Consider the following 24,969-nt stretch of genomic DNA (forward strand, 5'->3'; position numbering starts at 1 on the left):
CGGCCGAGTGAAACGAGGTCCGGCGACCGATGGGAGCGAATTTAATGGATTTGTTAGCTCTTTTCACGAAGCCACGGCTCAGGATCCTGGTACCTTAAATCGACCAAGTCTTTAATTCGATCATAAGTAACTATTTCAATTCCATGCTTCGCTGTATAAGTCGCTTTTCGTTTGTGGGATGCACGACTAATATCGTCACGCCTACCAACTACGATATGAAAACTCTCTTTCAGGTAGCTTTCAGGATCTGCCAAGTAGTCCCCAGACATATTGCTAATGACATCAGGCGAGGAGTAACCAAGAATATCTTTGCTCTTTGCCCACCGCACTAATTCTGACCTGACATGGCTCTTGTGCATATCGAAATATTCAGCCCAATCATCAACTTGCTTAACTGCACCTGCCAAACGTTTGGACGGGACCCCTTGCTGAGTAAAGACATTGTCGTCAACTGGTTCCATTTCAATGAACATCACCTCCCAAACACCAGAGTATGAATTCAGGATAACGAAATCGGCTTTATACTGGCTTCCAAGGGGAAACTCCTTGAAAAGAAAACGGCAATGCCCGCCCACTCTGCAGAATGTCCAGTATAGAGTTTGAGGCCTATTCGAAAAGAATTCCAACGCCCCACGCTCTCCCGACTGTTCGTCAAGCCAGTTCTTAAAATCATTTGGATGAATATATTCAGTCACAGCACAATGTCCAGTTGAGAGCTAACGCCTGAGCGCACCGGCGCACTTTAGTGCGTCCGCGTGACGCGAATTGTTATATGAGATACCTCGTCCAGTCCTCGCAACCCGTAAGCTCGAGAAATTCTTCGGTCGGGTGTTCAATTATATCAATCACATTCTCAGCTGGGATTCGAGTGGTGCTGTACCCTTCATGTTCTATTGGAATTTTGGGCCTATGTCCGAGCTTCCACAAAAATGCTCTGGTAATGGCACCGTCAGGGATTTTGCTATCCACCAACGATGAAATAGGCACGTTTGCCTTGATTATGCATGGAGCGCCGATAGTCTGCAGCATTGGACCTACAGCGGGGTGTCTTTCATGCGAGTTGTATAGTGCTTCTCCACCCCAGGAGCGAAATAGTCTCCCTATACCGTCTTCTCCAGCCATTTTTGGCTCAAAAAAACAAAACCAAATCATCTCCTTCCGGAAAGGCTCATTAGCCTGATTTTCGGTTTTGAGAATCAGCGCAGTTTCTTCGTCAACCAATTGCGCCTCAACCAGCCGATCGATTCGTTCTGAGAGCGAGGCAGCATTTTGGAGAGCCATCCCCTCGGATCGTATTTTTCGAATTTCCTGCTCAGTCAACCTAGTGCAATGATACCCAACCAAAGAGTGGTTTCGCAGGATATTACGGAATTCAGCAACCAAAGCATCATAGCGCCCTGCATTTAAGGGGCTACAGCATGCACATTCAAAGCCAAAAAAGTCGCTGTGATTGGCCTCCAAAAAATTGATCGCCTCGGTAGGCCAAGTGCTTGAATCTGAGATAATGATCGGAATCTAAGATCCCTCCATATAACGTCCGGCTTTGGGGCGGACTTGTAGCCGCGCAGCGGCGAAAAGGCCGTCCCAGCCCCGAAGGGGCGACAACAGCCGTTTGTTACGTTTCAGATCCACACCAGTCCCTTATAGGGCGAGCTCTTCAGCTCAGCCAAGCGAGTGGCCAGTGTTCCACAATGTAGTTCAAGGCGATGCCCATTTGGGTCGAGTAAATAGATGGAGTCACCCTCACTGGTATTCTGTTTCCACTCTTCAACGCGGGCCTGCTTTAGTTTAGCTCGCAACTCCAGGAACTCCCCTTCGCGGACACTGAAAGCGACATGTGTGTAGTCCTTGGCGGGTTCGGGTTGCCCCAAACTCAAACATAACCACGTATTGCCTGCAGTAAGATAAGCACCTGTGTCCCAGAAAACGTGCAGCTCCATTCCCAGAAGATCACGGTAGAACTCAATAGATGTCCGCAGGTCCCGAACCGAAAAGGTGATGTGATTGATGCCGGTAATCATGCAGAGAACCTTGAGAAAACGTAACAGTGATTGGACTGCGCGTCCAGATATCGGATGAACGTGCTAGCACGTTCAACAATGTTATCTAGCGCGCCATTCTATCTATAATTTATTGATTTTTCTTACTTCAAAGTTTAGCTCGATCACCTATGCAGAATTCGCGCGCGTGCTCTTTTTGCCGGAACCAATATACTGTATGCACACAAACTAATAGGCAGGGAGGCAACCAAGTGCTACAAACCACGTCAGTTAACCGCGCCCTAAACCCGCCCAAACGCTTGCAGTCTCTCCTGTATAAACAAGCCACCCAACCACCCCACAATTCACCACTACCCCACCCCAAAAAATGGCCTGAAAAGGCTGCTTCCTGGTTTTATGCCGAAATAGCCGCTGCGCTATCAGCGCGCCGGGCCAGCCGCCGATCAAACCTGCGAAGAGCAGTGTGGCTTCAGGTGTGCGCCTTCTGCCCTTCCCTGCTGCGGCTTTGTCGATGCCGTACATGGCGAAGGTGATAACGCTCAGCAGGGCGTATGCCGCGAGGAGCTGCCATGGCACGTGACCCAGAGCGCTCAGGACTGCCAGGAACGCGAAGAACGCTGCGGCAATGGCGCATGCCATCATCAGCCCTCTGGAACGTGGGGATGCATGACGTGCCGCTTTCAGGTAGCCCACCTTCTGCGCCCTCGGCCTGTTCTGGCTGTCACGGGTCAGGTGGTAGGTGATCGGCTCGTTCACTTGCGGCCGACGCCCACTGCGGGGAAAAGCGCTGATGTGGACAAATACGCGAGCGCCGCCTGCGGTCGGCGTGATAAACCCGAAGCCCTTTTCGTCGTTCCACTGCGTGAGCTTGCCGTCATGCCGCATCTGGTTATCTCTGGTTAATCAGGAGCTTGTCAGAATACCATGCGCGGCCGAATCGATTTTTAATTCAATAGTTGGCTGGAGATTGTCGGTAAGATTGGTGTTTGTCAGGCGGGGATAACTGGGAGAGAGGGCACGCTACCGCCCCTGCTGGCAGAATTGATGATAATTCGCATCATCATTAGTGCGGCAGTCCCTGCGTATGCTTGGTCACTAAGCCGTCTACTGCGACTTTTTACTTACCGTAAACAACCGTTACGCTGAGGGCAATGCCAACGAAAGCATGAGGTTGAAATAAATACCCCGAAGGCTGGATACCCAACCTTCGGGGTCAGTGTGGAAGACAGGTCCGCATTACTGCCGCGGACCTGTCATTCAGCGGTGCAGGTCGAAGCGGTCGTTCTCCATGACCTTGACCCACCCTTTCACGAAGCGGTCGATCATGCGCTCCTCGCCGCCGTTGGCGGCGTACTCCTCGGCAATGGCGCGTAGCTGGGAGTTGGAGCCGTAGACGAGGTCGACGCGGGTGGCGGTCCACTTCTTCTCGCCCGTCTTGCGGTTGCGGCCTTCGAAGCGTTCCTCTTCCTCGTCGAGGGGCTCCCAGACGGTGCCCATGTCGACGAGGTTGACGAAGAAGTCGTTCGTCAGCTGACCGGGGCGATCGGTGAAGATGCCATCGTTGCTGTTGTCACCGACGTTGACGCCAATGGCCCGCATGCCGCCGAGCAGCGCCGTCATCTGCGGTACGCTGAGGTTCAGCATGAAGGCACGGTCGATCATCAGGTGCTCGGCCGGGATGGAGGTCGCCTGGGGCTGCATGTAGTTGCGGAAGGCATCGTGCCTCGGCTCTAGGTAGGCATGCGCATCGATCTCGGTCATCTCCTGGCTCGCGTCGGTGCGGCCCGGGGAGAAAGGTACGGTGATGTGGTGCCCGGCCGCCTTCGCCGCCATCTCGACACCCACGTTACCGCCCAGAACGATCATGTCCGCCAGCGAGATGTTAGTGCCGGAGGCGTCCTTGATCTGCTCAAGCCGCTCGAGCACCTCGGGCACGCCGGCGCGCACGTTGACGTCCCAACCAATCTGCGGCTGGAGACGAATCCGCGCGCCGTTGACGCCGCCGCGGTGGTCGGTCTGGCGGTAGGTGCAGGCCGCGGCCCAGGCGGTACCCACCAGCTGCTTGGCGGTCAGGCCGGAGTCGGCGATCTGCTGCTTGAGCGTGGCGATCTGCTGCTCGTTGACCAGCGGCCCCTCATGCTTGGGCACCGGGTCCTGCCAGACGAGGTCTTCGTTGGGTACGTGCGGGCCGAGGTAGCGGGCCTGCGGGCCCATGTCGCGATGCAGCAGCTTGTACCAGGCACGGGCGAACTCGTCGGCGAGCACGTCCGGGTTCTGGTGGTACTCCTTGGCGATCTCGAGGTAGGCGGGATCGGTGATCATCGCCATGTCGGCGGTGTTCATCACCGGCGGGTTCTTCTTGCCTTCGACGTGGGCATCGGGCACCCAGAACCCCTCCTTCACCTCCACCGGCTCCCACTGATTGGCACCCGCGGGCGACTTCTTGACCTCCCACTGGTGGGCGAAGATGGTGTTGAGGTAGGAGTTGTCCCACTTGGTCGGCGTCGGCGTCCAGGCGCCTTCGAGCCCGGAGGTGACCGTGTACTCACCCAGGCCGGTCTCGTTCTTGTTGGCCCAGCCGATCCCCTGCTGGTGGATCTTCGCCGCCTCTGGCGCGTCGCCGACGGCGTCGGGCGAGCCGTTGCCGTGCATCTTGCCGAAGGTGTGGCCGCCCACGGTCAGCGCGACGGTCTCGCGGTCGTTCATGCCCATGCGGGCGAAGGTCTCGCGTACGTCCTGGGCAGACTTCATCGCGTCGGGAACGCCGTTAGGGCCTTCCGGGTTAACGTAGATCAGCCCCATCTGTACCGCGGCGAGCGGGTTGTCCAGGGAGCGGCTGCCGTCTTCCCAGGTGCCGGTGTAGCGCTCGTCGTTGGTCGAGAGCCACTCGGTCTCGGGGCCCCAGTAGATGTCGTCCTCGGGCGCCCAGATGTCGGAGCGGCCAAAGCCGAAACCGAAGGTGCGAAAGCCCATCGTCTCCAGCGCCCGGTTGCCGGCGAGGACCAGCAGGTCGGCCCAGGAGATCTTCTCGCCGTACTTCTGCTTGATCGGCCACAGCAGCCGGCGTGCCTTGTCCAGGTTGCCGTTGTCGGGCCAGCTGTTGAGCGGTGCGAAGCGCTGAGCACCGGTGCCGCCGCCACCGCGGCCGTCAACCGCACGATAGGTGCCGGCCGCGTGCCACGACATGCGGATGAAGAACGGCCCGTAGTGACCCCAGTCGGCGGGCCACCACTCCTGCGAGTCGGTCATCAGCGCATCGAGGTCGGCGCACAGTTCGTCGACGTCGAGCTTGGAGAACGCCTCGGCATAACTGAAGTCGGCTCCGAATGGGCTGGCGTCGGGGTGCTTCTGGTGCAATACATTGAGGTTGAGCTGGTCGGGCCACCAGTGTTCATTGCCCTGCAGACTGGGCGTGGTGCGTGCCCCCCACTCCCGGCGTGTAGACTTTTGTTCAGACACGGTCTTCTCCTCGACTGAATGGTGGCTTACAGGACGTGTGAGCCGATATCGCCGTATCGCCTCATTCTTTGTAAACAGCTTCCGACCCTATCCCGGAAGCAGTCAGATTCCCATAAGCCGTCACATATCAGTGAAGGATTAAGGACCGCAGCCGTCAAGCTGTGGGGAGGCTTTCGCTTTGATAGGGGCAGGCTATGAGAGCCGCTCAGGCCGGGCTTTGCTCCTGCCCTGTGGCATCCAGCATGTCTTCCAGCTCGCTCTCGTTGACGCCGAGCATCTGCAGGATGTTGCGCTGGGCGGCGTTGAGGATGTGCTGGCGCTCCTGCTCGCCGGGCAGGCTCTTGGCGATGGCCACGGCGCCCACCAGGGAGGCGAGAATGGCGCGGGATTTATCGGCGATGACCTCGCGGTCGGGCTCGAAGGGCAGTTTCTTCAGGCGGCTCAAGGCAATAAGCCGGGTCTCCAGCATCTTCCTCATGCTCAGGTAGGAGGCTTCGAACAGCGTGCGGACCTCGGCGTTCTCGTTGCCGATCTCGTTGAAGAGCACCGACTCGGGCCCCGGCTTGTGCTTGCGCTCCAGCTCCTGGAGGTTCCAGCAGTTGGCGACCAGGTCTGTCAGGTGCTTTACCGAGAGCGGCCCCTTGACCAGCCTGGCCGCGCGGCTGCCCTCCAGGGTTTCCCGCACCGAGGCGTGGTAGAGCGCTTCCTTCGAGGCGAAGTGTGCGTAGAAGGCGCCGTGGGTCATCTTGGCCAGCTTCATGATCTGGCCGATGGAGACCTTCTCGAAGCCTTTGCGGCTGAACAGCTCGATAGCGGATTTAAGGATGCGCTCCCGCGATTTGGCCTTGTGGTTCGTCGAGTAAGGCATGGCAACCTCTCACTCCGCTGAATATTACCTTGATCATATCAAGCCCAGTGTTAGCGTGGCACAACCCCAGCTGTTCAGGAAATTACCATGCAATCACCGCTCGTCATCACCGGCATGGGCATGATCAGCCCGCTTGGTTCCGGCGTCAAGGCAGGTTGGGAGCGCCTTCTTGCCGGCCGCTCCGGCATCTCTCCGATCAATCGTTTCGATACCGGAGAACTGCCGATCAAGGTCGCAGGCTCGGTGCCCGACATCGCCGACGACCCGGAAGCCGGCTTCGATCCAGACCACGTGGCCGACGCCAAGGAGCGTCGCAAGATGGAGCTGTTCAGCCTCTACGCCATGGCCGCCGCCCAAGAGGCGTTGACCCAGGCCAACTGGTTCCCTTCGAGCGAGGCGGACCAACTGGCCACGGCCACCATCGTTGGCTCCGGCATCGGCGGCTTCCCCACCATCACCCAAGCGCAGAACACCCTGTCGACGCGGGGCCACCGCCGGCTCTCTCCGTTTACCGTGCCGGCCTTCCTCGCCAATCTTGCGGCGGGCAATGTGTCGATTCGCTATGGCTTCCGCGGGCCGCTTGGCTGCCCGGTGACGGCCTGCGCAGCCGGCGTGCAGGCCATCGGCGACGGCATGCGCATGATCCGCAGCGGCGAAGCCGACGTGGCCCTGGTGGGCGGTGCCGAGGCCTGTATCGACCCGCTGTCGCTTGCCAGCTTCCATGCCATGAAGGCGCTCTCCACCGAGCAGGACGATCCCGCCAGGGCATCGCGGCCCTTCGATCAGGCACGCAACGGCTTCGTGATGGGGGAAGGCGCGGGGCTGCTAGTGATCGAAACCCTGGCCCACGCGGAGGCACGCGGCGCGACACCGCTGGCCATCCTCAGCGGCTATGGCACCAGCGCCGACGCCTACCATATTTCCGCCGGCCCGGAGGACGGCGCCGGTGCCGCGGCGGCCATCCGCTCAGCACTGAAGATGGCGGGGCTTTCACCCGAGGCGATCGACCATATCAATGCCCACGCCACCTCGACACCGGTCGGCGACCGGGCCGAGATCGCGTCGCTGCGCAACGCCTTCGGCGACGCCCTCGCCTGCATCCCGATCACCGCGACCAAATCGGCCACCGGCCACCTGCTAGGCGCCGCCGGCGGCGTGGAGAGCATCTTCTCCGCCCTGTCTGTCATGCACGGCCGCCTGCCCCCAACGCTGAACCTGGAGAACCGCGACGAGGAGCTGCACGACCTGGACATCGTCACGGGCTCGGCACGCGAGCATCGCACCCAGCACGTGCTGTGCAACGGCTTCGGGTTTGGCGGGGTGAATGCGGCGCTGATCGTGAGCAAGGTGTAGGGGCGGGTTCACTCACGCAGAAAGGGTCGTACCAGCAGCGAAGCCCCGAGCCAGCAGAGACTGGGCCGGGGCCTTGAGACTATGACCACCCCCGTCGGTTACATTCGATAGCGTTCCGGTCCGGTCAAAGGCTGGTCCGAAATTTCCAAGAACTTGGGTGCCGTTTTCAGGCAGCCTTGGGCCTCGCGGACCATGGCACTGACGATTTTTCTAGCCGGTGCCGTGGCTCGCACCAGATCGACTGCTTCGCCGACGATCACCGCAGCCTCCTGAAAATTCCCCGCCTCTCGAGCCTGGCTGTAGCGGACCTGTTCAGCCGCCAAGTGACGACGGAACGTATCCAGGTCGTTGTGCCAGCGTGCTGTGAAGTCATTGGCCAGCGAACGCAGCTTCCAGCCCCCGGGCCAATCGACTCCGCGTGCAAGATCGAATACTGTGCTGCGTAGGGTGTCATCACCAGTAGCCTGAATCATCGCCGACTTCGCTCTAGTGTGGTTTAACCCCTCGTCGCTGGCGCAGAATGCAGTGCCGCAAACCACACCCTGGGCACCTAGCATAAGAGCGGCGGCAAGGCCGCGCCCATCCGCAATACCTCCCGCAGCTAGCACCGGACGATCCGACACGGCATCAACTACTGCAGCCACCAGCGGCAAGGTGGCACGAGCCCCACCGTGACCACCCGCTTCGGTACCCTGCGCCACGATGATGTCCGCTCCATGCGCAGCCGCTTCCTGCGCTCCAGCGAGCGTTTGCACCTGTGCAATGACGCGTGCTCCCGCCCCCTGGATCCGTTGCACGTAAGGCCCGATATCGCCAAAAGACAGGAATACCGCCTCAGGCTCGTAGGCAAGCACCATTTCGAGAACTTCCGGGTCCTTATCCAGTGCCCAGGTGATCAGACCGACACCGAAAAAGGTCCCCTGAAGCGCATCGAGTTCCTGACGTATCCAATCACGATGACAATAACCGCCGCCGAGCAGGCCCAAACCACCCGCTGCACTGACGGCAGACGTTAATTGTGAACCGCTGACGCCAGCCATAGGCGCAAGCAGGATAGGGTGCTCAATCCCCAGCAAGTCGGTTATTTGCGTTTTGAGACTCACGTTCGGCTACCTCCACTTAGTGATGCTACGTCTTATCCCGAAACTCAGGAACCGCAAGGCCGCCGATCCCCCAGTTGGGCAGATCGACTTCATCAATGACGACCACCGTGGTTTCAGGGTTTTTGTTCAGCACTCGGGCCAGCAAGTCGGTAACACCCGCGATAAGTTGTGCCTTATGGTCATCGGAAGGGCCGGTTCCGTCTGGGCCTCCCTCGCGTGTCACCTTGATATTGACATATGGCATTCCATAACCCCCATGGTTACGTGTTGTAGTGAAACACCTTTGTGATGATGGACCATTTTCCATTGTCGAAAAGCAAGGTCAGAAAGTCGTTATAGACTCGACCCAGCATAGCCACTTCGACCTTTGCGAAGGCCATGCATGGTCCCCCTACTTCAATGGCCACGATCCTACCCTGTCGTTCTTGACCACTGTCGGCGGGCGCAACCCGTTCTTCTAGTAACTGGAAATATTCCGGTACCGAAAGGTTGCAGTAGTCGCCGGCTACCGTATTGATATACCGGGCATCTGAGTGAAACACCTCCTGCAGTATTCCGCTGTCGGCGTAATGGAGCCCGTCCAGATAGGTATCAAGCAAGCGCATGATTGCTATATGGGTGGATGGTTGGGTCATTGCTCCGTCAACCCTTCAGCGACCATTGCGTCCTGCACGGCAGGACGAGCCGCTACGCGCTCGACGAAAGATGCCAGATACGGCCAGGATTTCAGATCGATCCCAACAAAGTTTGCCCAGTTGGCGACAACGAAAAGATAGGCGTCCGCCACCGTAAAGCCATCTCCCAATAAGTAAGAGCGATCGTCAGAGAGCAGGGTTTCGATATAATCAAACTTCGTCGCAACGGCATGGGCTGCGTACTCTTTCTGCTTTTCTGTTGTATCGTCACGGAAGAAGGGACCGAAGGCCTTGTGAAGTTCCGACGCGACGTAATTAAGATGCTCCTGAAGCCGGGCCCGCGGGATGGTGCCGACGTCTGGGGCAAGATTGCTCAGGGGATGGGTGTCTGCAATGAACTGCAGAATCGCGGCCCCTTCGGTAAGCACGTCGGAGCCGATTACCAGCGCGGGTACATAACCCTTCGGGTTTATCGATCGGTAGTCTGTACCGGTTTCCGTCATTTTCCGCTGGGTGTCCACTGCCTCCAGCTGGAACTCTGCGCCTACTTCCCGCAGGGCGATGTGCGACGCCAGAGAGCAAGCACCTGCCTTGTAGAACAATTTCATGTTTTCGACTCCTGGTGTGAGGGCATTAGGCCCGAACACAGCAAGAGTATGAAATCGAGACTTAAAAAAATAATATTGAGTTATGATAGAAATGATAACAAAATCAGATCATGTGGAAGGAAGGAGCACATTCACCATGAAACTGGAACAGCTGCGAGTGCTGCAGGCGATCGTGACGGCGGGTACCTTCCGTGGTGCCGCCGCGATACTGCACAAATCTCAACCGGCGCTGAGCCAGATGCTGAAGACGCTCGAGGAAGAGATCGGGGTAACGTTATTGTCTCGCGAAGGCTATCGGCCGACGCTTACCCCGGCGGGGGAAGTCTTCTACCGGCAAGCAAATTTGGTGCTGGAGCAGGTGCAGGAACTCGGCCATCTTGCAGAACAGTTGGCCGCACACCAGGAGCCAAAGGTCGTCCTGGCTGTCACCGCCACTTGCCCACTGGCGCCGCTTTTGGCAGTGGTGAGCAGGATAGGACAATGCTTCCCCGCGACCCACATTCGGCTGAGCACTGAAGCTATGGGTGGAGCAGCGGAGCGATTGATGAACGGAGAGGCTGATATAGTGATTTCGACCATGGACGGCCTGTCTGCCGATTCGGTCGAAGCGCTCTCCTACACAACGGTGACTATCGTGCCGGTGGCCCGGCCAGACTATGGTCCTGCCCGCATACCGGGACAGATCAGTAATGCGCAGATGCGAACCTTTGTCCAGGTCATCCTGGCCGGGACAGGCGATGGCGCATTTGAGCAGAGTCGTGATGTTCTGCCGGACGGATTGCGCTGGACGGTCTCGGATATGGCCGCTAAAAAGGAGGTTATTCTCGCCGGAATGGGATGGGGTGGCTTGCCGGAGCATCTCGTGAGGGGGGAAATCTTATCTGGAGACTTGGTACCGCTGGATCTGGCAGGCTTCCCTGTACGTTGCTCCCAGCTGCACCTAATACGTCAGCGCTCCCGCTCCACCGGAGTCGTCGCGAATACGATATGGGGTGCCTTGCAAACTCCGCTCGATATGGATGTACCTCAACCAGCATCGCAAACTGAGCGCTAACGCGGCTACGAGAGACAACTGCCCTACTGTTAAAGCTTGTCCAGCCATGGCCCTGATGGGCAGCATCGCGATCTCCGCCACCAAGTCGGCCATCTGCTAGGCGCCGCCGGCGGCGTGGAGAGCATCTTCTCTGCCCTCTCGGTCATGCACGACCGCCTGCCCCCGACGCTGAACCTGGAGAACCGCGACGAGGAGCTGCACGACCTGGACATCGTCACGGGCTCGGCACGCGAGCATCGCACCCAGCACGTGCTGTGCAACGGCTTCGGGTTTGGCGGGGTGAATGCGGCGCTGATCGTGAGCAAGGTGTAGGGGTCATGGTCCTGGCTGGGCTTTGTTAAGCATCGGTCTCATTCTTCAAGTTGACTGCCTGTGACTTGAGGGTCTGCAGCCTTTGTTGTAACAGCAAAGCTGCTGAAAGGCTGCTCGAGCCCAGCAGGACGCCTCCTGCACATGCATGAGAGCGTCAAATTATAATCAAAAGACCCAAGCCGGCAAATAGCAACCCAACCGCGAAAATTATAATTGAAAAATTTCTTCCTCTCATGCTTTAAAGAATCCTCATAGCTATCAAATTTAACAATACCTCCATCCGTTGTGTTTTCAAACTCATAAATCTGTCACCCCTTAGTATCAAGACAGCTTTTTCTCAACAGCCAGCAACCTACAACCAACAAAGCCAGTCCGATATACATTTCTCACCCCCTATTCTTCTTAGACTCAATACTCCCACTCCCCCTGCTCTTCAACTAAAATCTCACCACTCTCTTTTGTAACTGTTAACATTCCCGACTCATAAACCCTATATACAACTCCTTCATTCTCAAACACATAACCAAGAAATCTGCAGGGACTCACGCCGTCTGCGCAAGCGGCATGCCAAGTGCTACCTTTTATCTTCAAGCTATTCCCCGAGGTGTTGGAAGTCCCAAAATAAGTCACATCATCACAAGCAACAACACCTTCTTCACATTTATGTTCAATCTCCACCCTATAATTCGGTGTTAAGAGCGTCGCCGAATAAGCCAAGGATGGGAGAAACAGAAGGAAAACGAGTAGTGCTTCTAACACCCTCTTCAGGAAAATAGCCATGCTGACAGCCCCTAAATTTTTTTGACAAAATCACCACCCCTACATACAGAATCCTACACAAGGCAACACAAAAATAAATATTAAATCACTGCACCATGGGCATGGTTTATCCCTTTATCCGCCTGATGGTAAAGTACTATCTCGCTCGTTATTGATTCATATCGTCTCGGGCTCGGCACGTGAGCATCGCGCGCAGCACGTGCTGTGCAACGGTTTCGGTTTTGGTTTCGGTGATGTGAATGCGGTGCCCTAGCCAAGCGTAAGGCCAGGGGCGCTCTGCTGGCCCGGTACAAGTATCTACGCGGCGACAGGCCGTTCGAAGGTCAAACGGGCACGTTCGACCTCGTCACGGACGATACAGCCGATCGCGTGGTCATTGATCAGCCCCATGGCCTGCATGAAGGCATATACCGTCGTGGGGCCAACGAACTTCCAGCCTTGCTTCTTGAGTGCCTTTGACAGGGCGATCGACTCCGCCGATGTCGATGCACTCTGTGGCTCGACAGATTTGTCATTTTGTCGTCCTGAGTAAAAACAGGTCCGGATGCTAGGAGAGCAAAAACGCTAGCCGCTCATCCGTCTTGTTTGGGGCCACTTCGATGATTTCCGCACTCACGATATCTTCTGCCACGAACGGATCCTCATTGACACGCTGCTGCAACTCATCCAGGGAGACGTTATGCGCCAGGATGGCACCGCCCTGCTTCGGCTGGATGCTACCCGAAATGAGAAAAACACCCTCATCGAAGCCGCGCTCGAGCCATTGCTTGTGGCCCTCCATGAAACGGCCTGCCTCACTCTTGTTGTCCGAAAAGCGTAGAAATACCAAGTGCATCATTGATCCCTCTTATTGTACTTGTTCAGCGCGTGCGCTTTGACGCACCTGCGCAGGCGCCGAGCCAATCGAGCAATTGCTCAACCTCCGCATCGACGAAGTTCTCGTCTTGATAGGCATTCGCCACGAGAGCGATCCCTTGGCTTCGCGCCAGCAAATGCATCGCGAGAGCATCTGAATCACCCTCATGCCCCAAGGCAACGAACTGCCGGCGTAGCCAGGTCCGGAACAAGGTCATGACCTCGTTGGCAGCATCGCGTTGGAGATGCTCCAGCTTTGCAAGCTCGGCGCACATAGTGCCGACCGGGCAGCCGTGGCGCATGATCTTGCCTCGGTTGCCGATCAGGATTCGAATGAAACTGCGGATGCGTTCCTCGGGCTCGCTGCTATTGACCTCCCACTGATGGAGCATATCGCGAGTGTTGGCAAGACGCCGTTTGATCACGGCTTCCAGGATCTCGTCTTTCGTCTTGAAGTGGTAATAGAAATTACCCCGGGATATGCCAACTGCCTCTGCTATGTCCGCAAAGGAGGTCTGCTCGAAGCCTTGCCGATAAAAAAGATCGTCCGCTGAACTGACTATCGATCCACGCGTCGAGTTTGCCTGCATCGCCCCCCCCCTTACTCCTTACCAAATAGGACGCCCGTCCTAATGATGGCAAAGCATAGGACGCCCGTCCTATTCGGTCAAGGAAATGCAAGGATGCTTTGCAGCTAGCAAGCAGGCGGTCGGTGAGTTGCCCCCTAGTGACTATAATCGCCACTGCCGTGGCTACGCTGGTGGTCGTAACGCCAAATCTGTTCCTCATCGCCCACCGCAGGCTCACTGGGAGCAGCGAATACTTTCTTGAAGGTGAAAGCCTCGCTCGTAGGACCTCGCTCCCTCAGCACACTTAGTTTTGTGGCTGCCTCTTCAAGCGACGGAATGTGCCCAGCGGGCACCCACCAAAGCACCATATGGGCCTCACCGAGCTTGTGAAACCACTCTTTTTTCCGGCGCATGATCTCAACGTGGGCCGTTTGATACACGTAGTGATGCAATGCTTCTATCGATTCCCATATCGAAAGATTCACGATGAGGTCAGGGCCAAAAAAATCGATCCCGGTGGCATCACCACCTTCGGTCTGCAGCCGCCAGACAAACCCGGGGGACTTTTCTGCCAACGCATTGATCCTGTCCAGATTAGCGACAAAATCAGAAAGCTGCGGCGAATCCAACGGTGCCATCAGGTTGGCAATATTGAGCTGGGCAATGTGGTACTGAGTCATCGCCTTCTCCCTGCAATATCTCATAGCGATTGGATAGCACACGCTGGACTCACAGCGGCGCAATTTACTCCACACCGGCTCTATGAAGACCGCCGAACGGCTGATCAGCATGGCCATAAGCCAGCATAGCTAACCCTTAACCTAGGGAAACACTGCCTAAATGTCTGCACGTGCGAATCACTGCGTTGCGCGGTGCTGGTCCGCCAGCCCGGTCGAAATTCTCACCTATACCCCATAGGCTCCGGTTGACTCGCAGCCTTCGGCTGTTTGTCGCTTCGCTCGGCTCTGTGCTCCGTGCGCCTTGTGCTTCATCCCGCTCGCGGATTTATTCAGCGCTTCCCTAGGCCGAGCATCTGCCTGCATTATCGGACGTGTCGAAAAAGTATGCCCGGCTAGGACCGGATTTTTTAGCTTTATACATTGCCCGATCCGCGGTTTCCAGTAGAGCGGCAGGAGTGGATGCATCCTGAGGGTAGAACGTTACTCCAATGCTGACAGAGATCTGAGCAAGGTGTTTATCAATATGGAAGGGCTTCGAAAGTGCATTAATGATAGTCTGGGCCACAGTCCCTGCACTGTTCCGCTGTCCAGTACCAGTGAGAATGACGGTGAATTCATCCCCGCCCAGACGAGCAACCGTATCGGCCTCCCGGACACAGTCAGTGATACGATCTGCCACATCAGACAGCAAGCGGTCTCCCACTTCATGACCAAACGAATCGTTGACCGCCTTGAAGCCATCAAGATCCATGAATAGTACGGCAAAAGGAAGAGCACTGCGCTTTGCATGCTTGACCTCCTGTTCCAGGCGATCCAGAAAGAGACGTCGATTCGGTAGCCCGGTCAGAAGGTCATGGTGAGCGTTGTACCAGATCTTGTCCTCGGCAATCGCTCGTTCGGTAATATCGCGGGATATGCACACAGCCGCTTCGGTTTCTAGCTGCTCGTCCAGCACAGGGGCAAGCAGATATTCGAACTGCTCACCCTGTTCAGAAGAAAAAACATGGGCGAACTTTCCCCGGTATGTTGACTGGTCAGCAATGACCTTGTCCAGATTTCTCTGGAAGTCCGTGGCAAACGAAAACCCGAGATCAAAAACCGTCTTTCCAATGATATCCTTGTGTTTCATAGCAAAAAGGTCGGCAGTAGCCTTGTTTGCATAAACAATTCTTCCGTCGAGATCCAGCACATAAATCGGGTCCGGAGACGCAACCAAAATAGCCCCGAACAGCCGGGTCTCCATTTCTTTAACGATTGCGTACTGTTCCAGCGATTCAGCGACCGCCTGATCTATTGCCTCATGGAATCTGGTGAGGCTTTCAAGCTGTTTCCCAGCCGTGACTGGATGGGCCTTTGTCCAATGAGATACCACACTCGCACGCAGGGCCCGAAACTCCGATACCGTTTCAATGACGCTGAAGCCACTGGTCTGTCGATCGCCACCATGCACTTCCGCCCAGGAATCCGCTCCATCTGTCGGCTCGTCCGCCTGCCGACGGCCTTTCGTGCCGGCCGCCTGCTGGGATTCACTTTGGTGTGAATCGAGATCATCGGCAATCTCCAGAAGCATGTCCCTTGCGTGGTCGCGCAACCCTGCCTTATCCATATGCCTGGCATGAAATATACCTTTGGCAAACTCTTCCCAGTCCTGAAGAATGTGCTCTATTTCCGACCGAATAAAATCCGATAATTGCATATCCATCTGCATGACGCTCCTTAAAACATGACCAGAAACAACCAAAGTAGCGATCCATTACACGACTACGCACACCGCATTAGTGCTAACCATGTCGATGATATTAACCTCACTTCGGACCTTCAGGCCTGTTAGCCATCAAATAATTACCCGGCGCCTGATTTATTTATATAAATCAAGCACTTTCCTATCACTGACAATACGTCACAGTGAGCGCCCTGTAGTACAGGTCCAGAGAAGCAGGAGATCTTGTCAGAAATATCTGCGCCAGGCCATGCGGCGTTTAAATCAGCCGCCTTGGCTTTATGACTGTTCTGAAGAAGACTAGTCTGCCGCAGCGAAATGCGCCATTTGGTCCGCATGTGCCTTCATGAAGCATGGCCGAGCCGTGGCACGGATGACATAGCCACGACAGGCCGGGTAGCCCGCCAGGCCATCGAACCGATCGACCAGGCGCAGCACATCCGCCATGGCGATGTCGGCAATGGAAAAGCTGCCTGCCAGCCATTCTCGTCCTGCCAGGACTGCCTCCATGTGCTGTAGCCTGGATGCCAGGAAATTGTTCAGGCTTTTCCGAGCAGGTGTTTCCTCAGTATCGCCAGTGAACTTGAAGATGGACCACGGCAGGGTCGCCATCTCAACGGAGTTGAGCGCCGCGAAAAGCCATACGATAACGTCGCTTCGGCCGCGTGGATCGGCAGGCATCAGCCTTGCACTGCGCTCACCCAGATGCAGCAGCATCGCGCCGCTCTCGAAGATCGAGAGGTCGCCATCGGTCAACCACGGCACCTGGCCGAAGGGCTGATGGGTGAAGTGCTCGGCCCCCCGCTCACGAAATGGCACGCTCTCGATACGATAGGGCAAGCCGGCCTCTTCCATCGCCCAGCTCAGGCGTAAGTCGCGGACAAATCCCCTTGGCGTTTCAGGAACCCAATCGAAGGTGGTCAGGATCAATTCAGACATTCAGGTTTCCCTCTTGAGAACGACATGGATAACTCGATCGGTAACTATCCTCTCCACACATTGATAGCCGAGAGCGCGCATGTCGACGCCGGAGAACAAACGCTCCCCTTCGCCGAGCAGAACCGGTGTAATGGCCAAATGCAGTTCATCAACCAGCTGAGCCCGCAGGTACTGCTGGATCGTTGCCACGCCTCCGCCGAGGCGAACATCCATGCCGTGGGCAGCGTCTCGGCCACGTCCAAGGGCAGCATGAATGCCATCGTTTACGAAGTGAAAGGTCGTTCCGCCTGCCATCTCGATGGGATCGCGAGCATGTTGCGTCAGCACGAAGACAGGCGCGTGGAACGGAGGGCTATCCCCCCACCACCCTTTCCAGCTGTCGTCCCGCCATGGTCCGCGCTCGGCACCAAACATGTTACGGCCAATGATCCAGGCTCCGATATTCTCGAAGCCACGAGTCACGAAGTCGTCGTCTACACCGGTTTCACCGCCTCCCTCGCCTAGAACGCTTCGACGGAACGTCTCGGTGCGGAACATCCACTCATGGACCTCCAAGCCACCAACACCGATGGGGTTCTCCAGGCTCTGCGCCGGGCCGGCAGCGAACCCGTCAAGCGACAGGCTGAAGCAAGAAACGCGTAACTGACTCATCGTGATCTCCATGAAATGCGCAACACACGATCAGTCGTCGAACGGCCCGACTGAATTTCGACAATCTTGAACATACCATACGGTATGGTATGTTATTGCTCAGAACTCAAGTAAAGAGGAAACCACAATGAAACTGTATCGGAATAGCGGCTGGTTGCTCATCGCAATCGGCGTAATACACAACAGCATCGGGGTGGTGACGGGCTGGCCCATCCTGAGCGGTATCGCGGCAGAAGGTGGCTGGAACACCATCCAAGCGGGAGGAGAGATGCACTTCGATCGCAGCGCGATTCTCTGGTTTCTGCTGGTGGGCTGCTTCTGGATGCTGTTGGGATATTTGATGCATTGCTGGCTCAGCATTGTGCAGACACCCTTGCCGGCCGCCATCGGCTGGGGGCTGTTTGCCGCGGGGGTGATTGTGGCCTTTCTGCTGCCGGTCTCCGGCGCTTGGCTGTTCCTGCCGCTGGGCCTGCTGGTTGCACTGGGGGCGCCTGAGCCGGCACCGGCCAGGGGGGTGGCATGAAGATCTCGCGCGAGCTGTGGCTGAGCGAGGGACTACGGTTTCTCGGCGAGCAAGGGCCGGAAGCGCTGAAGATCGACCGGCTTTGCCGCCATCTGGAAGTGTCCAAGGGCTCCTTCTATCACCACTTCAGTGATCGCAGCGCCTATGTGGAAGCGTTGCTGGAACACTGGCTGACCTCAAGCACCGAGGCGGTATTCGAGTCACTGGCATCGGTCCCTGATCCTGCGCAGCGTGGCAAGCAACTTAACGCACACATCGCTCGGGCCAACCTGAAACCCGAAATCGAACTGCGCGCCTGGGGCCGCCATAACGCCCGGGTAGCCGATGCCGTGGCCAGGGTCGACCGCCGGCGCATGGAGTACCTTGCCAACCTGATCAGCCTCCGTACCGGCGAGAGGGAGCAAGCAGGCTCGATAGCCAACATGATCTACTCCCAGTTCGTGGGCTGCCAGTATCTGCAACACAGCATTAACCAGGAAAGCTGGGCTCGCATGGATCAATTGCTGCAGACCATGGTGCAGCAGTACCTGGACGAAATGGGTTGAAGGGCTAGTTAGCAGAGTTGAGGAACCCAATGCATTATCATGTCAAAACGGAAAACATATCGCTCGAGGCCTTCGCCGAGATGTTTCAGGCGTTCTCCCTCCGGTACGAAGAGGACCACTACACTGAATGCGGTTTTGAACAAGCCACGAAGCGAAAAGAACGCCTGCTGAAGTCAATCCGTGCCGGGCAGCTGACGCAGCAGGATGTCGACGAGGTCCATCCGGTGTTTGTCTACTCGAACAGCGATGTGTACCAGTTTCTTGCGGTATCAGGAAAAAAATCCGGCTTTCTGCGGGGTCTTTTCAAGAGCACATAGTGAAGTGGAACGGAATGGGGGCGTCAGCCCCGGGCCAGCGCGTTGGCCCGGGGCGTATTCGTAGTATCCAGCCGCGGCTGAATGACTAAACCGCCACCCCCGCCCTTGCGGCGCGGTGAGCGTGCAGCTTCTTGTAGCTTTCGACCAGGCGCTGGTGCTTCTCCAGGCCTTCGAGCTGCATGTTGGTGGGCGTCAGGCCGTGGAAGCGCACCTCGCCCATCACCGAGCCAACCACGGCAGACATGGTCTGCTCGCCGAACATGCGAGTCAGATTGTGGAGGTAGTCTGCGAGCTCCAGCTCGTCATCGAGGAGAATCTCCAGCACCGCGGCCACGGCCTGGTAGAACAGTCCGCGCTCCACGGTGTTGTCGTTGTACTGCTGGAACATCTCGACCCGCTCCAGCGCCTCTTCATGCTGCTGCAGGGCCAGGTTGATCAGCAGCTTCAGCTCGAGGATGGTGAGCTGCCCCCACACGGTGTTCTCGTCGAACTCGATGCCGATCAGGGTGATGATATCCATGTGATCATCGAGCTGGCTCTCCTCCAGACGCTCCAGCAGGCCGGCGAGCTGAGCGTCGTTCAGGGCGTGGAGGCTGAGGATATCCTCGCGGTAATCCAGCGCCATGTTGGTGTTGTCCCAGATCAGATCATCCACCGGGTACACCTCGGAGTAGCCCGGCACCAGGATACGACACACCGGCGCACCCAGATCCTCGTGCACGGCCATGTAGGTCTCCAGGCCCAGCTCCTCGAGAATGCCGAACAGCGTTGCCGCCTCTTCCTCGTTCGTACCGGAGAAGTCCCAGTCGCTGAATTCGACGTCGCTCCTGGCACTAAAGAAGCGCCAGGAAACCAACCCCGAGGAGTCGATGAAATGCTCGACGAAGTTGTTAGGCTCGGCGATTGCCTGCGAGTTGAAGGTCGGCGGCAGGAAATCATTGAGGCCCTCGAAGCTACGGCCCTGCAGCAGCTCGGTGAGGCTGCGCTCCAGCGCCACCTCGAAGCTGGGGTGTGCGCCGAAGGAGGCGAATACCCCGCCGGTGCGCGGGTTCATCAGGGTCACGCACATCACCGGGAACTGCCCACCCAGCGAGGCGTCCTTGACCAGCACTGGGTAGCCCTGCGCCTCCAGCGCCTGGATGCCTTCGAGAATGGCCGGGTAGCGCTCAAGGACATGCATGGGCACGTCCGGCAATGCCAGTTCCTGCTCGAGGATCTCGCGCTTCACCGCCCGCTCGAAGATCTCGGAAAGGCACTGCACCTGGGCTTCCTGCAGCGTGTTACCGGCGCTCATGCCGTTGCTGAGGTAGAGGTTCTCGATCAGGTTGGAGGGGAAGAATACCGTCTCCCCGTCCGACCGGCGTATGAAGGGCAAGGCGACGATGCCGCGCTCACGCTTGCCGGAGTTGGTGTCGATCAGGTGCGAACCGAGCAGCTCGCTCTCCGGGTCGTAGATCTCGCGAGTGTAAGCATCGAGGATGCCCTCAGGCAGCTCGTCGTTGGACCCGGGCTGGAACCACTTCTCGTTGGGGTAGTGAACAAACTCGCTGTTCGCTATTTCCTCGCCGAAGAACTGGTCGTTGTAGAAGAAGTTGCAGCTCAGGCGTTCGATGAACTCGCCAAGCGCCGAACAGAGTGCGCTCTCCTTGGTGGCCCCCTTGCCGTTGGTGAAGCACATGGGCGAGGCGGCATCGCGGATGTGCAGCGACCACACGTGGGGCACGATGTTACGCCAGGAGGCGATCTCGATCTTCATGCCCAGGTCCGCCAGCATGGCCGACATGTTGGCGATGGTCTGCTCCAGCGGCAGGTCCTTGCCCTCGATCCAGGTATAGGCAGCCTCGTCGGGCTTGGCCATCAACAGGGCCTGGGCGTCCTCGTCCAGATTCTCCACCGTCTCGATCTGGAACTCGGGGCCGGTCTGTACCACTTTCTTGACGGTGCAGCGGTCGATGGAGCGCAGGATGCCCTCGCGGTCCTTCTCGGAGATGTCTTCCGGCAGCTCGACCTGGATCTTGAAGATCTGGTTGTAGCGGTTTTCCGGGTCGACGATGTTGTTCTGGGAAAGCCGGATGTTCTCGGTTGGGATGTCGCGCGCCAGGCAGTAGACCCGAACGAAGTAGGCCGCGCACAGCGCGGAGGACGCCAGGAAGTAATCAAAGGGGCTTGGCGCCGAGCCGTCGCCCTTGTAGCGAATGGGCTGGTCGGTGATGACGGTGAAATCGTCAAACTTGGCTTCAAGTCTGAGATTTTCGAGAAAATTGACTTTGATTTCCATTAACAGGGTACCGGGCGTTAAAGCTTGGGAAGAGGGGTGGGCAGGGGTGGTGCGCAGGCTGCTGCCGTATGGGGTGATAGTATCACCTGTCAATCGGCCGCTGAAAGCGAACCCATCAGCCTGGCCTGGCAACGGTAGCCTATCGCCGTCATGCTGAGGGATGCAGAAACGCAACCTGGGCCAGGAGGTACGATGCCAACACTGATCGATTTCAGCGCCGGGAACGAGGTCCCACGCTGGCGCGCCATCAACGACACGGTCATGGGTGGGGGGTCTCGAGGCGCCATGCACGCAGCAGGTGCCCTGGGCATCTTCTCGGGTGAGCTTTCGCTGACCAACGGCGGCGGCTTTGCCTCGGTACGCCGCGAGCCAGAGCCCATGCGGCTATCTCGCCACCAAGGCGTGACCGTAGAGGCGCGTGGTGACGGTCGCCAGTATCAGCTGCGCCTTTACAGCAACCAACTGATAGACGGCGCCGCCTATCGTGCCGTTTTTCAGCCCCCGGCCGGTGAGTGGCAGCGCATCGCCCTGCCCTGGAGCATGTTCGAGGCGGTATTTCGTGGTCGCCTGTTCGAGGATGCACCGCCGCTGGCACCTGACGAAATCCAACAGCTCGGCCTGTTGATTGCCGATCGCCGCGACGGGGCGTTCCGGCTGGAAGTGGCGAGTATTGAAACGCTGGAAGTCAGCTAAGCTATCCGAGTCGCAGAAGCGCTTAGGCGTGATATCGCCACTGCAGTGGTTTGTCATCTTTGGCTACCTCACACTCTCTAGAGTCTGAAACTCATCCAACACACTCTCCCCGCGTGGAGAAAGCCGATAGCCGGTGCCAAGGCTTTCTGTCAGCCCTAACTTCTTGAGCTTCCTGACGTTGAGCTTGAAAGGCTCCTTCTCCATGCCCACCATCTCGCACAGCTCACCCGCACGTACTCCAGGGCGGCTCGCGATCACTTCCAACGTTCGCTGGGTCCACGGCCCGTTGGTGGCCCGCTTATCCAGACGCTGCAAGCGCTTGTGCAAGTCCATGCTTTCCTCGTCCGTCAACTCGGCTGTTTCTCTAAGAGCTATTCGAGGGTCAGGGCGTAAGACGCCCAGATCGATTTTGTAGAGATCACCTTCACTACGGCGGGAGAGTTCGCGCAGGAGCGCCTCACGTGTGACGTAGCCCGCGTTTCGTGCATCCCGTTCGGAGATATCCTCGGGTGCAATTTGAGTCACCGACAGTATGTGCAGCTCACCCAAAGCGGTCAGCAGCGTGCCGCCTGACTTTACGGAAGGCCGCTGCCACCGTCGAAAGGCCAGTGTAATGCAGCCATCACGGATCTTTTCGAGGACCGCCCTCTTGAACAGCACTGCTCTTCCTCCTGCAGCCGGACGGGCTCGTCACTGGTTACCGCCCACCCGTTACATCGAGCAGCGCCCCTGTCGAGTAGGAGGCATCATCGGAGAGCAACCACAGGATGGCCCGTGCGACCTCTTCGGCTCGGCCGCCCCGCTGCATGGGTACGGAAGTTTTCACGCGCTCGACGCGGTCAGGCTCGCCGCCGCTTGCGTGGATCTCGGTGTAGATCACACCGGGGCGCACGGCGTTGACGCGAATACCCTCTGCCGCAACTTCCTTGGCCAGGCCGATGGTAAAACTGTCGATGGCGCCCTTGGCCGCGGCGTAGTCGACGTACTCGTTGGGCGCGCCAAGCTTTGATGCTATGGAGGAGACGTTGACGATCGCGCCGCCCTTGCCGCCGTGCCGGGACGACATGCGGCGAATGGCCTCACGAGCACAGAGGAAGCTGCCGATCACGTTGGCCGTCAGCACCCGGCCCAGGCGTGCGGCATCCATTTGCTCGACGCACATCTGCGTTTCCAGAATGCCGGCGTTGTTGACCAACCTCGTGACCGGTCCGAGCTTATCGTCGACCTCTTCGAAGAGCCGCACCACGTCGGCCTCGGAGCCGACATCGCCCGACACGGCGATCGCCTCGCCGCCGGCACGGGTGATCTCTTCGACCACCGCTATTGCGGCGGTTTCATTGTGACAGTAGTTGATGCACACCGCGTAGCCGCTAGCGGCGCCCAAGCGCGCGGTGGCCGCACCAATCCCTCGGCTGCCGCCAGTAATGACCAGAACCTCTTTCAATGCGATACCTATAACGTACCCGTCAACACTAGAACGATCACGATTATCAACACCAGCCCGAGCCCCCCGCTGGGGCCGTACCCCCATCCCCTGCTGTGGGGCCATGCAGGTATCGCACCGATCAGAAGCAGTACCAGGATTATCAGTAGAATCGTTCCTATTGGCATGTCATAACTCCCTGTAGTGAGTGTACGGTCAGTGACCAGACTGATTCCGACACTCGAGCCCATGTCCTGTATTCACACTAGACCATAGGAAGACGCTCGTCTTTATGCCTATGCCGCAAATGGCCCATGGATCCCAACTTTTGAGATAATTGGTCTTGGTGAGACTGGTTCCCTCAGACCCAATTCATCAGCATCAGGAAGAGTACGACCGGGTAACCAACGATGGCGGGCATTATGATCAGGACCATGCCAAGCGCACACCCTTCGCCCCCCTCGGGTAGCCGCGCAGGAATAGTACACACCACACGCACTCAAGGAATGCGACGACATGCCCAATGACACGGCCTCCTCAGGCCGCCAGCTTCGCCTGGTCTATGACGGCGAATGCCCGATGTGCCGCCATTACGTGCGCAGGCAACGCATTCGCCAGGAAGTCGGCGAACTCGAGCTGATCGATGCCAGGCAGGACAAGGAAGCACGCCAGGAACTCAGCGCCATGGGCATCGACCTGGATCAGGGCTTCGCCCTCCAGATCGGCGAGCGTTGGTACCACGGCAGCGAAGCCCTGCATCGCCTTACCCTGCTCGGCACCCGTAGCGGCGTGTTCAACCGGCTGACGTACCGGCTGTTTGCCAGCCAAAGGCGCACGGCAAGGCTCTATCCGCTTCTGAAAGCGTGCCGGAATGGGATGCTGAGGGCGCTGGGGAAAACGCCTATCGGAAACCACCATCAGGATTAACCGGTATGTCAAAGTGCAGGACATCTTCGCGCTTGCCTAGCTTGGTGTATAAGGCAATTGCCGGCTCATCCTCAACGTTCGTGTCAGCCTGAACGAATATCGTATAGGCGCCACGTTGAGCGGCTATCTCTTTCACCTTCCCGATCAATGCTGTAGCGATGCCTTCTCGACGATGCCCTGAACGAACAGCGAGATCGTATATATAAATCTCGCTGCGCTCTTGCTCAAATTTTTTCAGCTCATAGGCGGCTAGTCCCCCGACGACATCGCCATTTTTCAACGCAGCTAGCGCAATAAAGGTATCGCCGGACAAGAGATCCTGAAAATATGCCGCGCCAGGGCGATTCCCGGTGTAGGTCTCCGGTTCATCGAAAACTTCCCCAAACATTGTCAACAGGGCATCGAGAAGCGGAATATCATCTGGGGCAAGGTGGTGAATATCTCCGAGCATCTTTCACTTTCTCCCTACTTCATCCTATAGCATGCCATATCATCAATCCGGCTTCCGCAGAACGAGCCATCGATTTAAGCGCTTAATGACTGAGATCCCAAAAAACGGGCCGAACTCATATCCTGTGGTTGCGATGTGCGGGCTCTGCACCGTGCTTACCGCCGCCGAGGCGCTACCTGTTCTGGTCAAGTCAGAGCGGACACATTTTCAAGCCGCAGCTGCCAAT

At 57.6% G+C, this 24,969-nt stretch carries 30 protein-coding genes and 1 pseudogene; 8 read left to right on the forward strand and 23 right to left on the reverse strand.

Features of this window, described 5'->3' with window-relative positions; all coding sequences use genetic code 11:
* Positions 1 to 53: 53 nt before the first annotated feature.
* From KZO25_RS13775 to KZO25_RS13805, 6 genes are all read right to left on the reverse strand, one after another.
* The gene (locus KZO25_RS13775; RefSeq protein ID WP_223137404.1) at positions 54 to 695 is read right to left on the reverse strand and encodes a Shedu anti-phage system protein SduA domain-containing protein; all 642 of its coding nucleotides are present in this window, start codon (positions 693 to 695) and stop codon (positions 54 to 56) included.
* Positions 696 to 768: 73 nt separating this feature from the next.
* Complete coding sequence (locus tag KZO25_RS13780; RefSeq protein ID WP_223137405.1) at positions 769 to 1,461, reverse strand: hypothetical protein; 693 nt, start codon at positions 1,459 to 1,461, stop codon at positions 769 to 771.
* 161 nt (positions 1,462 to 1,622) lie between these two features.
* Positions 1,623 to 2,021 carry a fosfomycin resistance glutathione transferase FosF gene (gene fosF / locus KZO25_RS13785; RefSeq protein WP_223137406.1) on the reverse strand — a complete coding sequence of 133 codons (399 nt, stop codon included), beginning with the start codon at positions 2,019 to 2,021 and terminating at the stop codon, positions 1,623 to 1,625.
* Between the two features lie 249 nt (positions 2,022 to 2,270).
* Positions 2,271 to 2,885: a cold shock and DUF1294 domain-containing protein gene (locus KZO25_RS20040; protein WP_262489019.1), complete on the reverse strand. Its 615-nt coding sequence runs from the start codon at positions 2,883 to 2,885 to the stop codon at positions 2,271 to 2,273.
* Positions 2,886 to 3,257: 372 nt separating this feature from the next.
* Positions 3,258 to 5,459 (reverse strand): catalase/peroxidase HPI, encoded by a 2,202-nt coding sequence (gene katG, locus KZO25_RS13800; RefSeq protein WP_223137407.1) that lies wholly within the window; start codon positions 5,457 to 5,459, stop codon positions 3,258 to 3,260.
* A 205-nt stretch (positions 5,460 to 5,664) separates the two neighbouring features.
* Complete coding sequence (locus KZO25_RS13805; protein ID WP_223137408.1) at positions 5,665 to 6,327, reverse strand: TetR/AcrR family transcriptional regulator; 663 nt, start codon at positions 6,325 to 6,327, stop codon at positions 5,665 to 5,667.
* A gap of 87 nt (positions 6,328 to 6,414) precedes the next feature.
* On the opposite strand from KZO25_RS13805, the gene fabF reads away from it, so the two are divergent.
* Positions 6,415 to 7,680 (forward strand): beta-ketoacyl-ACP synthase II, encoded by a 1,266-nt coding sequence (gene fabF, locus KZO25_RS13810; RefSeq protein ID WP_223137409.1) that lies wholly within the window; start codon positions 6,415 to 6,417, stop codon positions 7,678 to 7,680.
* A 98-nt stretch (positions 7,681 to 7,778) separates the two neighbouring features.
* On the opposite strand, the gene KZO25_RS13815 is transcribed toward fabF, so the two are convergent.
* Genes KZO25_RS13815 through gstA form a run of 4 tightly spaced genes read right to left on the reverse strand, consistent with a single transcriptional unit; the run spans position 7,779 to position 10,026 of the window.
* Positions 7,779 to 8,783: an NAD(P)H-dependent flavin oxidoreductase gene (locus KZO25_RS13815; RefSeq protein WP_223137410.1), complete on the reverse strand. Its 1,005-nt coding sequence runs from the start codon at positions 8,781 to 8,783 to the stop codon at positions 7,779 to 7,781.
* Between the two features lie 25 nt (positions 8,784 to 8,808).
* Positions 8,809 to 9,027 carry a tautomerase family protein gene (locus KZO25_RS13820; RefSeq protein WP_223137411.1) on the reverse strand — a complete coding sequence of 73 codons (219 nt, stop codon included), beginning with the start codon at positions 9,025 to 9,027 and terminating at the stop codon, positions 8,809 to 8,811.
* Between the two features lie 16 nt (positions 9,028 to 9,043).
* Entirely contained in the window at positions 9,044 to 9,418 is a 375-nt protein-coding gene (locus tag KZO25_RS13825) for a nuclear transport factor 2 family protein (RefSeq protein ID WP_223137412.1), read from the reverse strand.
* On the reverse strand, positions 9,415 to 10,026 hold the full coding sequence (gene gstA, locus KZO25_RS13830; protein ID WP_223137413.1) for a glutathione transferase GstA: 612 nt from the start codon (positions 10,024 to 10,026) through the stop codon (positions 9,415 to 9,417). The genes KZO25_RS13825 and gstA overlap by 4 nt, the downstream gene beginning before the upstream one ends.
* A gap of 136 nt (positions 10,027 to 10,162) precedes the next feature.
* On the opposite strand from gstA, the gene KZO25_RS13835 reads away from it, so the two are divergent.
* Positions 10,163 to 11,080: a LysR family transcriptional regulator gene (locus KZO25_RS13835; RefSeq protein ID WP_223137414.1), complete on the forward strand. Its 918-nt coding sequence runs from the start codon at positions 10,163 to 10,165 to the stop codon at positions 11,078 to 11,080.
* Between the two features lie 36 nt (positions 11,081 to 11,116).
* A complete protein-coding gene (locus KZO25_RS13840) occupies positions 11,117 to 11,392 on the forward strand; it encodes a hypothetical protein (RefSeq protein WP_316935705.1) in 276 nt (91 codons plus the stop codon).
* 408 nt (positions 11,393 to 11,800) lie between these two features.
* Here the strand turns inward: KZO25_RS13840 and KZO25_RS13845 are convergent, their stop codons facing one another.
* From KZO25_RS13845 to KZO25_RS13880, 8 genes and pseudogenes are all read right to left on the reverse strand, one after another.
* The gene (locus KZO25_RS13845) at positions 11,801 to 12,172 is read right to left on the reverse strand and encodes a hypothetical protein (protein ID WP_262489020.1); all 372 of its coding nucleotides are present in this window, start codon (positions 12,170 to 12,172) and stop codon (positions 11,801 to 11,803) included.
* A gap of 297 nt (positions 12,173 to 12,469) precedes the next feature.
* Positions 12,470 to 12,676 (reverse strand): annotated as a pseudogene (locus tag KZO25_RS13850) (DNA-3-methyladenine glycosylase I); the annotation flags it as partial.
* A 43-nt stretch (positions 12,677 to 12,719) separates the two neighbouring features.
* Complete coding sequence (locus KZO25_RS13855; RefSeq protein WP_262489021.1) at positions 12,720 to 13,010, reverse strand: YciI family protein; 291 nt, start codon at positions 13,008 to 13,010, stop codon at positions 12,720 to 12,722.
* Positions 13,011 to 13,032: 22 nt separating this feature from the next.
* Complete coding sequence (locus KZO25_RS13860; protein WP_223137415.1) at positions 13,033 to 13,617, reverse strand: TetR/AcrR family transcriptional regulator; 585 nt, start codon at positions 13,615 to 13,617, stop codon at positions 13,033 to 13,035.
* A 134-nt stretch (positions 13,618 to 13,751) separates the two neighbouring features.
* Positions 13,752 to 14,276, reverse strand: a complete 525-nt coding sequence (locus KZO25_RS13865) for a DUF3291 domain-containing protein (protein WP_223137416.1) — start codon at positions 14,274 to 14,276, stop codon at positions 13,752 to 13,754.
* A gap of 340 nt (positions 14,277 to 14,616) precedes the next feature.
* Complete coding sequence (locus KZO25_RS13870) at positions 14,617 to 15,984, reverse strand: diguanylate cyclase domain-containing protein (protein WP_262489022.1); 1,368 nt, start codon at positions 15,982 to 15,984, stop codon at positions 14,617 to 14,619.
* 312 nt (positions 15,985 to 16,296) lie between these two features.
* Positions 16,297 to 16,935, reverse strand: a complete 639-nt coding sequence (locus KZO25_RS13875) for a glutathione S-transferase family protein (RefSeq protein WP_223137417.1) — start codon at positions 16,933 to 16,935, stop codon at positions 16,297 to 16,299.
* A complete protein-coding gene (locus tag KZO25_RS13880; RefSeq protein WP_223137418.1) occupies positions 16,936 to 17,586 on the reverse strand; it encodes a dihydrofolate reductase family protein in 651 nt (216 codons plus the stop codon).
* A 127-nt stretch (positions 17,587 to 17,713) separates the two neighbouring features.
* Between KZO25_RS13880 and KZO25_RS13885 the strand changes: the two genes are divergently transcribed.
* The 3 genes from KZO25_RS13885 to KZO25_RS13895 are packed head-to-tail and all read left to right on the forward strand — an operon-like array spanning position 17,714 to position 18,971.
* The gene (locus KZO25_RS13885; RefSeq protein WP_223137419.1) at positions 17,714 to 18,109 is read left to right on the forward strand and encodes a DUF6463 family protein; all 396 of its coding nucleotides are present in this window, start codon (positions 17,714 to 17,716) and stop codon (positions 18,107 to 18,109) included.
* On the forward strand, positions 18,106 to 18,654 hold the full coding sequence (locus tag KZO25_RS13890) for a TetR/AcrR family transcriptional regulator (RefSeq protein WP_223137420.1): 549 nt from the start codon (positions 18,106 to 18,108) through the stop codon (positions 18,652 to 18,654). The genes KZO25_RS13885 and KZO25_RS13890 overlap by 4 nt, the downstream gene beginning before the upstream one ends.
* Before the next feature lie 29 nt (positions 18,655 to 18,683).
* Positions 18,684 to 18,971 (forward strand): hypothetical protein, encoded by a 288-nt coding sequence (locus KZO25_RS13895; protein ID WP_223137421.1) that lies wholly within the window; start codon positions 18,684 to 18,686, stop codon positions 18,969 to 18,971.
* 85 nt (positions 18,972 to 19,056) lie between these two features.
* Here the strand turns inward: KZO25_RS13895 and KZO25_RS13900 are convergent, their stop codons facing one another.
* On the reverse strand, positions 19,057 to 21,249 hold the full coding sequence (locus KZO25_RS13900; protein ID WP_223137422.1) for an OsmC domain/YcaO domain-containing protein: 2,193 nt from the start codon (positions 21,247 to 21,249) through the stop codon (positions 19,057 to 19,059).
* A gap of 192 nt (positions 21,250 to 21,441) precedes the next feature.
* On the opposite strand from KZO25_RS13900, the gene KZO25_RS13905 reads away from it, so the two are divergent.
* Positions 21,442 to 21,942 (forward strand): CIA30 family protein, encoded by a 501-nt coding sequence (locus tag KZO25_RS13905; protein WP_223137423.1) that lies wholly within the window; start codon positions 21,442 to 21,444, stop codon positions 21,940 to 21,942.
* A 63-nt stretch (positions 21,943 to 22,005) separates the two neighbouring features.
* Here KZO25_RS13905 and KZO25_RS13910 read toward each other — a convergent pair whose 3' ends face one another.
* From KZO25_RS13910 to KZO25_RS13920, 3 genes are read right to left on the reverse strand one after another with little or no spacing between them, the layout of a single operon-like run.
* Complete coding sequence (locus KZO25_RS13910) at positions 22,006 to 22,602, reverse strand: hypothetical protein (RefSeq protein ID WP_223137424.1); 597 nt, start codon at positions 22,600 to 22,602, stop codon at positions 22,006 to 22,008.
* A 37-nt stretch (positions 22,603 to 22,639) separates the two neighbouring features.
* Positions 22,640 to 23,386 carry an SDR family oxidoreductase gene (locus tag KZO25_RS13915; protein WP_223137425.1) on the reverse strand — a complete coding sequence of 249 codons (747 nt, stop codon included), beginning with the start codon at positions 23,384 to 23,386 and terminating at the stop codon, positions 22,640 to 22,642.
* A gap of 8 nt (positions 23,387 to 23,394) precedes the next feature.
* On the reverse strand, positions 23,395 to 23,553 hold the full coding sequence (locus tag KZO25_RS13920; protein ID WP_223137426.1) for a DUF3309 family protein: 159 nt from the start codon (positions 23,551 to 23,553) through the stop codon (positions 23,395 to 23,397).
* A 328-nt stretch (positions 23,554 to 23,881) separates the two neighbouring features.
* On the opposite strand from KZO25_RS13920, the gene KZO25_RS13925 reads away from it, so the two are divergent.
* Positions 23,882 to 24,292 (forward strand): DCC1-like thiol-disulfide oxidoreductase family protein, encoded by a 411-nt coding sequence (locus KZO25_RS13925; RefSeq protein ID WP_223137427.1) that lies wholly within the window; start codon positions 23,882 to 23,884, stop codon positions 24,290 to 24,292.
* Here KZO25_RS13925 and KZO25_RS13930 read toward each other — a convergent pair.
* Entirely contained in the window at positions 24,267 to 24,743 is a 477-nt protein-coding gene (locus tag KZO25_RS13930) for an AAC(3)-I family aminoglycoside N-acetyltransferase (protein WP_223137428.1), read from the reverse strand. The two genes, KZO25_RS13925 and KZO25_RS13930, sit on opposite strands and share 26 nt — an antisense overlap.
* Between the last annotated feature and the right edge of the window lie 226 nt (positions 24,744 to 24,969).

Origin of the sequence: Halomonas sp. ANAO-440 (genome assembly GCF_019915905.1) — a bacterium.
Classification (GTDB): Bacteria; Pseudomonadota; Gammaproteobacteria; order Pseudomonadales; family Halomonadaceae; genus Halomonas; species Halomonas chromatireducens.